General features: G+C 61.2%; 8 protein-coding genes. 2 read left to right on the top strand and 6 right to left on the bottom strand.

Going from position 1 to position 6,837, the window contains the following annotated elements:
- From GNZ12_RS08415 to GNZ12_RS08390, 6 genes are all read right to left on the bottom strand, one after another.
- On the bottom strand, positions 1–1,092 hold a 1,092-nt coding region (locus tag GNZ12_RS08415), incomplete at its 3' end, for a Re/Si-specific NAD(P)(+) transhydrogenase subunit alpha (RefSeq protein WP_172309901.1).
- Positions 1,093–1,238: 146 nt separating this feature from the next.
- Positions 1,239–2,369, bottom strand: a complete 1,131-nt coding sequence (locus GNZ12_RS08410; RefSeq protein WP_172309900.1) for a porin — start codon at positions 2,367–2,369, stop codon at positions 1,239–1,241.
- Between the two features lie 126 nt (positions 2,370–2,495).
- Positions 2,496–3,290, bottom strand: a complete 795-nt coding sequence (locus GNZ12_RS08405) for a TauD/TfdA dioxygenase family protein (protein ID WP_172309899.1) — start codon at positions 3,288–3,290, stop codon at positions 2,496–2,498.
- A 40-nt stretch (positions 3,291–3,330) separates the two neighbouring features.
- Positions 3,331–4,302, bottom strand: a complete 972-nt coding sequence (locus GNZ12_RS08400) for a zinc-binding dehydrogenase (RefSeq protein ID WP_172309898.1) — start codon at positions 4,300–4,302, stop codon at positions 3,331–3,333.
- Positions 4,303–4,343: 41 nt separating this feature from the next.
- A complete protein-coding gene (locus tag GNZ12_RS08395; protein WP_172309897.1) occupies positions 4,344–4,709 on the bottom strand; it encodes a hypothetical protein in 366 nt (121 codons plus the stop codon).
- On the bottom strand, positions 4,699–5,160 hold the full coding sequence (locus GNZ12_RS08390) for a hypothetical protein (RefSeq protein ID WP_172309896.1): 462 nt from the start codon (positions 5,158–5,160) through the stop codon (positions 4,699–4,701). The genes GNZ12_RS08395 and GNZ12_RS08390 overlap by 11 nt, the downstream gene beginning before the upstream one ends.
- Positions 5,161–5,386: 226 nt before the next feature.
- Here GNZ12_RS08390 and GNZ12_RS08385 point away from each other — a divergent pair, with 226 nt between their 5' ends.
- Both GNZ12_RS08385 and GNZ12_RS08380 read left to right on the top strand, forming a co-directional pair.
- The gene (locus GNZ12_RS08385) at positions 5,387–5,677 is read left to right on the top strand and encodes a UxaA family hydrolase (protein ID WP_172309895.1); all 291 of its coding nucleotides are present in this window, start codon (positions 5,387–5,389) and stop codon (positions 5,675–5,677) included.
- Between the two features lie 4 nt (positions 5,678–5,681).
- Positions 5,682–6,833, top strand: a complete 1,152-nt coding sequence (locus GNZ12_RS08380) for a UxaA family hydrolase (RefSeq protein ID WP_172309894.1) — start codon at positions 5,682–5,684, stop codon at positions 6,831–6,833.
- Positions 6,834–6,837: the final 4 nt, after the last annotated feature.

Below are 6,837 nucleotides of genomic sequence, written 5' to 3'. Positions count from 1 at the left end.
GTCGTCTGCGAGATCGATGTTCAGGGCGCCTTCCTTGGTGATGATCAGCTTGAGGAAGTCGAGCAGGTTGCGCGCGTAGAGGGACGACGCGTCGGCGGGCACCATCGAGGCCAGGTTCGTATAGCCGACGATCTGCACGCCGTTATCCGTCACAACGACCTCGTCCGGTTCGGTGAGCGGACAGTTGCCGCCACGGTGCCCGTCAATGACGGGGCCGCGCCCCGCAGCGAGGTCGACAATCACTGAGCCGGCCTTCATCGCCTGCACCGTATCCACGGAAATCAGCGTCGGCGCGGGACGGCCCGGAATAAGCGCCGTCGAGATTAAGATGTCCGCCTGTTTGGCCCGTTCATGCACGAGCGCCGACTGGCGCGCCAGCCACGAAGGCGGCATCGGCCGCGCATAGCCGCCTACACCCTGCGCCGCTTCGCGCTCCTCATCGGTCTCATAGGGCACGTCGATAAACGTCGCGCCGAGCGATTCGATCTGCTCTTTCACGGCGGGGCGCACGTCGGATGCCTCAACCACCGCGCCGAGGCGCTTGGCGGTCGCAATCGCCTGCAAGCCCGCGACACCTACGCCAAGAACCAGCACCCGCGCCGCCTTCACGGTGCCGGCTGCCGTCATCAGCATCGGCATGAAGCGCGGATAATAGTGCGCGGCAATCAGCACGGCCTTATAACCAGCGATGTTCGCCTGCGACGAAAGGACGTCGAGACTCTGCGCGCGGGTGGTGCGCGGAGCGGCTTCCAGCGCGAACGCAGTCACCCCTGCTGCTGCGAGCCGCTCGGCGTTTTCTGTGTTGAACGGATCGAGCATGCCCGCCAACACTGCACCGGGTTTCATCAGTGGCAATTCATCGGCTGTCGGTGAGGCGACCTTCAGTACGATCTGTGCGCCATAAGCCGCGGCCGCATCGCCAATCTGTGCACCCGCACTCCGGTACGCATCGTCCGTGTAATGTGCGCACTCGCCGGCACCGGCCTCAACAGTCACGCCGTGCCCCTGGGCGACGAGCTTTTTGACAGTCTCTGGCGTTGCCGCAACCAGCGCTTTGCGGCCTCTCGACTCAGCGGGAATTCCAATCTGCATGTCCAACCTCACATTGCGCCTGTCTGCGCGACCCTGTTTTCACTCTTACTATCCACACCACCGGCCCGCAGTCGCGGGCGCGGACGGCGGCGCCGCGCACAACATCTGCCAAACCAACGCCCGCCGCATTGCGGTCTCGCCTTCCGTCAGAAAAGATGTCGAATGCCGAGCTCCACGCCGAGTTGATTCGACCCGGGATGCGGAGCCGCAGGGACGGCACTTGAGGCCGACACCGAATAGATGCCCTCTTTGCCGCTGTTCTTCATGTAGGCGAATACGCCGTAAAGCGAGGTCCGCTTGCTGAGGTTGTAGTTGGCCCGCAGGGTGCCCATCGTGCCGTCGGCGTCGTAGGCGCTGTCACCGACATGCGAGACCTGCGCATCGAAGACCCACGCACCGTAGGGCACCGATGCACCGAGATATTCGATATCGGTTTTGGCCGACCGTGCGTCACCCTCGACCAGCCGGTGCAGCCATCCCGCGCCCACCCGCACCGAGCTGATATCCAGGTGCGCAGCCAGTTGGTAGCGACGGTCGGTATCGCTGGACTTCGTGAATGCGATACCTGCCGCACCCGGCACGACGGTAATGGGCGTCGCGCCTGCACCGCCGCGCTGCTCGTCGTAGGTCACAGCCGCGCCCCATGCGTTGCCGTCGTACTTGAGCATTGCCGAGATCGCGCGACAGGCAAGGAAGTCATTGCCCGTCTGACCCGGGCAATTTCCCACCGTACTCGAATCACGCCCGGTCGAATAGCTCGCGCCGACAGTGACCCCGGAAAATGTGCCCATGTAAACCACGTCGTTATCGAAACGCGCGGCAAGCAGATAAGAATCGAGCGATGCGAGGCCACCGAATCCACCTGAGCCGATAATGTTCGACTCCGTCATGCCCCAGTTCGTCATGCTGTACTGCCGGCCAAACGTGAGTTGTCCCCAGGGGCCAGTCAAGCCGACATAAGACTGCCGGCCGAATAACCGGCCGCCCTGTTGAAGCGCACCGTTCGAATCTGAAAAACCGCTTTCGAGCGTGAAGACCGCTTTCAACCCGCCACCAAGATCCTCCGCCCCTCGCAATCCCCACCGCGACGGTACGTCTCCCCCGCCGATCACGGGCATTCGCGCAACGGAACCACCCTTGGGCGTAGCGTGCGTGAAAAACTCGACGCCCGTATCGACGATCCCATACAGCGTTACAGAGCTTTGCGCAAACGCAGGCACCGATGCGATGGCCGCCGCCATTGCCGCCACTGCCGTTGCAACAGTTGTCTTTTTCATCTGATCTCCTCTTTTTCGCAGTCTTTTTTATTCGCCTATCCATTCGGATACCGAATCAATAAAAATTCGATCCATCCTGTCATTCGGCTCAACCGGTCGCCTGCCAATACGCGATCCGACGAAGCGTTAGACCGGCACCTCTCCCTCCAGCGTGATGCGGTTCAACACGCGTTCAGCTTCGCCATAGTCGTGCACGGCATAGTGCATCGTGCATCGGTTGTCCCACATCACGACATCTCCCACCTGCCACATATGACGGTAAATGTTGTCGGGCGTCGTGGAGTGTCCGTACAGGAAATCGAGCAACGGCCGGCTCTCGGCAACCGTCATTCCCTCGATCTGCTGCGCGGTATCGGGATGGCCGACGTAAAGTGCCTTGCGGTGGGTCTCCGGATGGGTGCGAACGATCGGATGCACAGCCGACGGAATCGTGTCGATACCTCTCATCCGGGCGAGCCGCAATCCTGTGAATCGTGCGCGCAAGCCCTCGAGCACGCGCTGCATGGTCGGTGACAGGCGCTCGTAAGAGACGTACTGATTGCACCACATCGTATCGCCGCCATGCGGCACGACGACGGCCGAAAGGATCGAGATCTTCGGCGGAACGGGTGTATAGATCGAGTCGGAATGCCACGCTTCAGTCGATGCGGTCTCCTTGGGAATTTTCGTGACCTGGATCAGACCGGGGAAGCCTGGCACCGACGGGTCCAACGGATTGTTTTGCGCAGGGTTGCCCCAGAGCCTGGCGAACTCGACGTGCGCCCCAGGTTGCAGGAACTGGCCGCGGTAGACAAGCACGCCATGCTCGAGAAAAGCGCGATGCAGCACGTCGAACGTATCGTGATTAATGGGCTCGTTCAGGTTGACGCCTTCGACCAGTCCCCCGACCGAACCGGTCAACGGCGTAATTTGGATGCTCATCAAAGTCTCCTGTTAATCGATATCGTTGATCTGGGCGAACTCATGCGACCGTCAGCACGATCTTCCCGACATGCTGATCGAGTTGCATGTACGCGTGTGCTTCTGCAATCTCGTCGATCGAAAAGGTACGATCGATCGGCAGACGGATACGGCCCGCCTCGAGAAACGGCAGCATGTCGCGCGCGCACGCCTGGATACATTCGAGCCGTTCCTGCTCCGTACGCGTGCGGAACGTCACGCCGATCAGCTTCAGGCGCTTGAGCCATAGCTTTGTCAGGTCGATCTGGGCCGTCGCCGAGCCAAGACGCGCGATATTGACGAGCCGCCCCTTGACCGCGAGGCTGTCCATGTTCGCCTCGAATACCGGGCCGCCAACGGTGTCGATAATCACGTCGACACCGCGCTTGTCGGTTGCGGCCATCACAACCTCGAGCTGCGAGTCGCGCGACGAGTCGATGCCGACATCGACGCCAAACTGACTGAGCTTGTCTAGCTTCGCCGCTGAGCGGGATGTCGCGATCACGGGCTTCGCGCCCAGCAATGAGGCAATCTGGATCGCCGCCATCGCCACGCCGCCCGACGCGCCATTGACCAAGATCGACTCGCCCTTGCGAAGCTCACCGTTCGTCACAACCGCATCGTGCGCGGTGATAAAAACATTCGGGAAAGCGGCCGCGTCGACCCATGAGAGGTTTTCCGGTACCGGCATCAGTGCAAGCGGGTCCATGACGACGTATTCCGCCTGACAACCCTTGCCGTGGCCCATCACGCGGTCACCTTCGCGCCATCCTGTGACCCCCTCGCCAACCTGAGCCACCTCGCCGGCCAGCTCGACGCCGGCGGTAATCGTGTTACCCGAACGGAGTTCGCGCGCCTGGTTGATCTCGCCGCGATTCAGCCCCGCGGCACGAACCCTGACGAGCACCTGTCCAGCCCCGACCTGCGGCACGGGGATGTCCTGCACCTCGACTTTGCCGCCTTGCGGCGTCGGCACTACTCGCACTGCTTTCACTGTTGTCTCCTCCTTTGAATACGGGCTGTCTCTCGTGCTAATCAGCCGCCTGCCGTCGCCTTGATGCGAATCACCGATAGCAACCCACGCGCACGGTCCGCGGCGGCCTCGGCACCCGGCATATTGCCGCGCACGAATGCTGGGCGCAGATCCTCGATTTCGGACAGCGCGCGAACCATCTCCTCGTTTGCTACGCATAGCTTCCGATACGCGTTGACCGTGAGAAGATAGGTGTGAAAGACGTCACTGGCCGGCTCCGTTGCGCCCATGCGGTGCAACGCGGCATTCAGCCAATGTGTGCCGGCCAGCATTGCCGCTTCGATCTGCATCTCGACGTCTTCCGCGCTGCATTTGCACAGCGAGTTCTCGATGCGCCCGGCGGCGGCGATGTGTTGTTCAATGTTCATGCAACGCTCCTTCCATCCGCTCATTCAACAGACGAAAACACACCCGCAAGGCCTTGTCGCACTCCTCCACGATCGCGGCCGTCGGTGCGACACCCTCGCGTACACATGGATCGCGATACTGCTCCACGACTTCCATCAGATGCATCATCGACGCGATGTCTTCGGGCACGGGCGCCTCGACGACAGGCCGCCCCACATGCAGCACATCCCCTAAAGGACGAAAGGCAGCTTGCAACGTGCCATCCGGCTGAGGAACGAGGTAAACCCCTGGCTGCGCCGCGTAGACGTCGTCGGCAGCGGTGATCCCCGCATGGTGCAGTGCTGCATTGACGGCATGGGTGCCGCCCGTCATACCGGTCCAGAACCACAACTCGAAATCGTCCAGCGGATCGAAGCGCGCACGCAGCGCTTCCAGTCTGGCGATCTTCTCCAGATGCGACTTCACGTTCATCGGAAACCTCCTTGTCCGTACGTCCACCGCGTTGCATTGCGTGCTTCGAAAGATAGACGGCGGCCACTCACAAGTCAACAACTTCTATATAGGAGTAGCTAGAAACACCTATATAGGACATTCGGCCCACACTCTATTCTGTAGCTCATGGATTAAGGAATATTCGACTTGACTAACCATGTACCTGATCCTAAATTTAGATCAACACCTATACAGGAGTTAGACAATGCCTCGTGCGATCGTACTCAACCCGTCAGACAATGTCGCCACACTGCTCGATCCTGGAAGAGTCGGCGACTCCTGCGTTCTTCAGGGCGAACGCTCGGGCGAGGTCACGCTGCGGCAGGACGTGCCATTCGGGCACAAGGTCTGCATTGCGCAGACCCCGGCTGGCACGGAGATCCTCAAATATGGCCAGGTCATCGGCACCGCGCGCACGTCGCTGACGATCGGCGAACACGCGCATGTACACAACATCGACTCGACCCGCGGACGCGGCGATCTGAATACGAGGTAAGCAGATGAAAACATTTCTCGGTTATCGCCGCGCGAATGGCGCCGTCGGCGTGCGCAACTGGGTGGCCATCATTTCCGTCATGGACAATTGCAACCCGGTGACCCGGACGATTGCCAGCGCGGTCGACGGTACGATTCCCGTCACTACACTGTTCGTGCGGGGTCAATACGGTCCGGATCTCGACTTCGCGTACGAGTCGCTCGCCGGTCTCGGACGTAATCCCAACATCGCGGCCGTCCTCGTTGTCGGGCTCGAGGAATCGTCGACAGAGGACGTCGCTTCGCGCATACGCGATACCGGCAAGCCCGTCGACACCGTACACCTCCAACCGCACGGCACCATTCAATGTATTGCCGAAGGCACACGCAAGGCATTGCGGCTCTCGATCGCCGCCTCGAACCTGCGGCGCGAGCCATGCCCGATGTCGGAGCTAATCGTGGGCGTCGAGTGCGGCGGCTCCGATACGACGTCCGGCCTCAGTTGCAATCCGACCATTGGACGAATGGCGGACCGTTTGATTGCGGAGGGCGGCACCGTCATCATTTCCGAAACGTCGGAATTCATCGGCGCGGAACATCTGTTCGCCGCGCGGGCAGCAGATGAAACCGTCAGAGCGGCGTTCGTTGACGCGGTCCAGAAGATGGAGCACGCCGCGATTGTGCGCGGAGTGGACATGCGCGAGTCCCAACCGTCGCCGGATAACAAGCGCGGTGGGCTGACCACCGTCGAGGAAAAAGCGCTTGGCGCAATGGCCAAGGCCGGTTCGACCCCACTTGTCGGCGTGCTTCGATACGGCGAGGCGCCCCGCCGCAAGGGACTTCATTTCATGGACGCGCCTGCCGCGGCTGTCGAAAACCTGACCGCGCTCGCCGCCGGCGGATGCCAGCTCACGTTTTTCGGCACGGGTGTCGGGAACCCCATCGGCAACATGGTCGCGCCCACCGTCAAGGTGTGTGGCAACATCCATACTCTGCAGACGATGGCGGACAACATCGATTTCGACGCCAGTGGCATTCTCGAACAGGGAATGAAAATTTCGGATCTAGGTGACCGGCTGTATGACTATGCAACGGACGTGGCATCGGGCACGCGTCTCGCCAGCGAAGTGCTCGATGTACGTGAAACTGCCGTCAGCCGGTTTGAACGCAGTCTCTAAGAGA

This window comes from Paraburkholderia solitsugae (assembly GCF_013177695.1).
In the GTDB taxonomy this organism is placed as follows: domain Bacteria; phylum Pseudomonadota; class Gammaproteobacteria; order Burkholderiales; family Burkholderiaceae; genus Paraburkholderia; species Paraburkholderia solitsugae.
The sequence above is the reverse complement of the archived record's forward strand: the minus strand, read 5'-3'. Positions and strand labels throughout refer to the sequence as shown.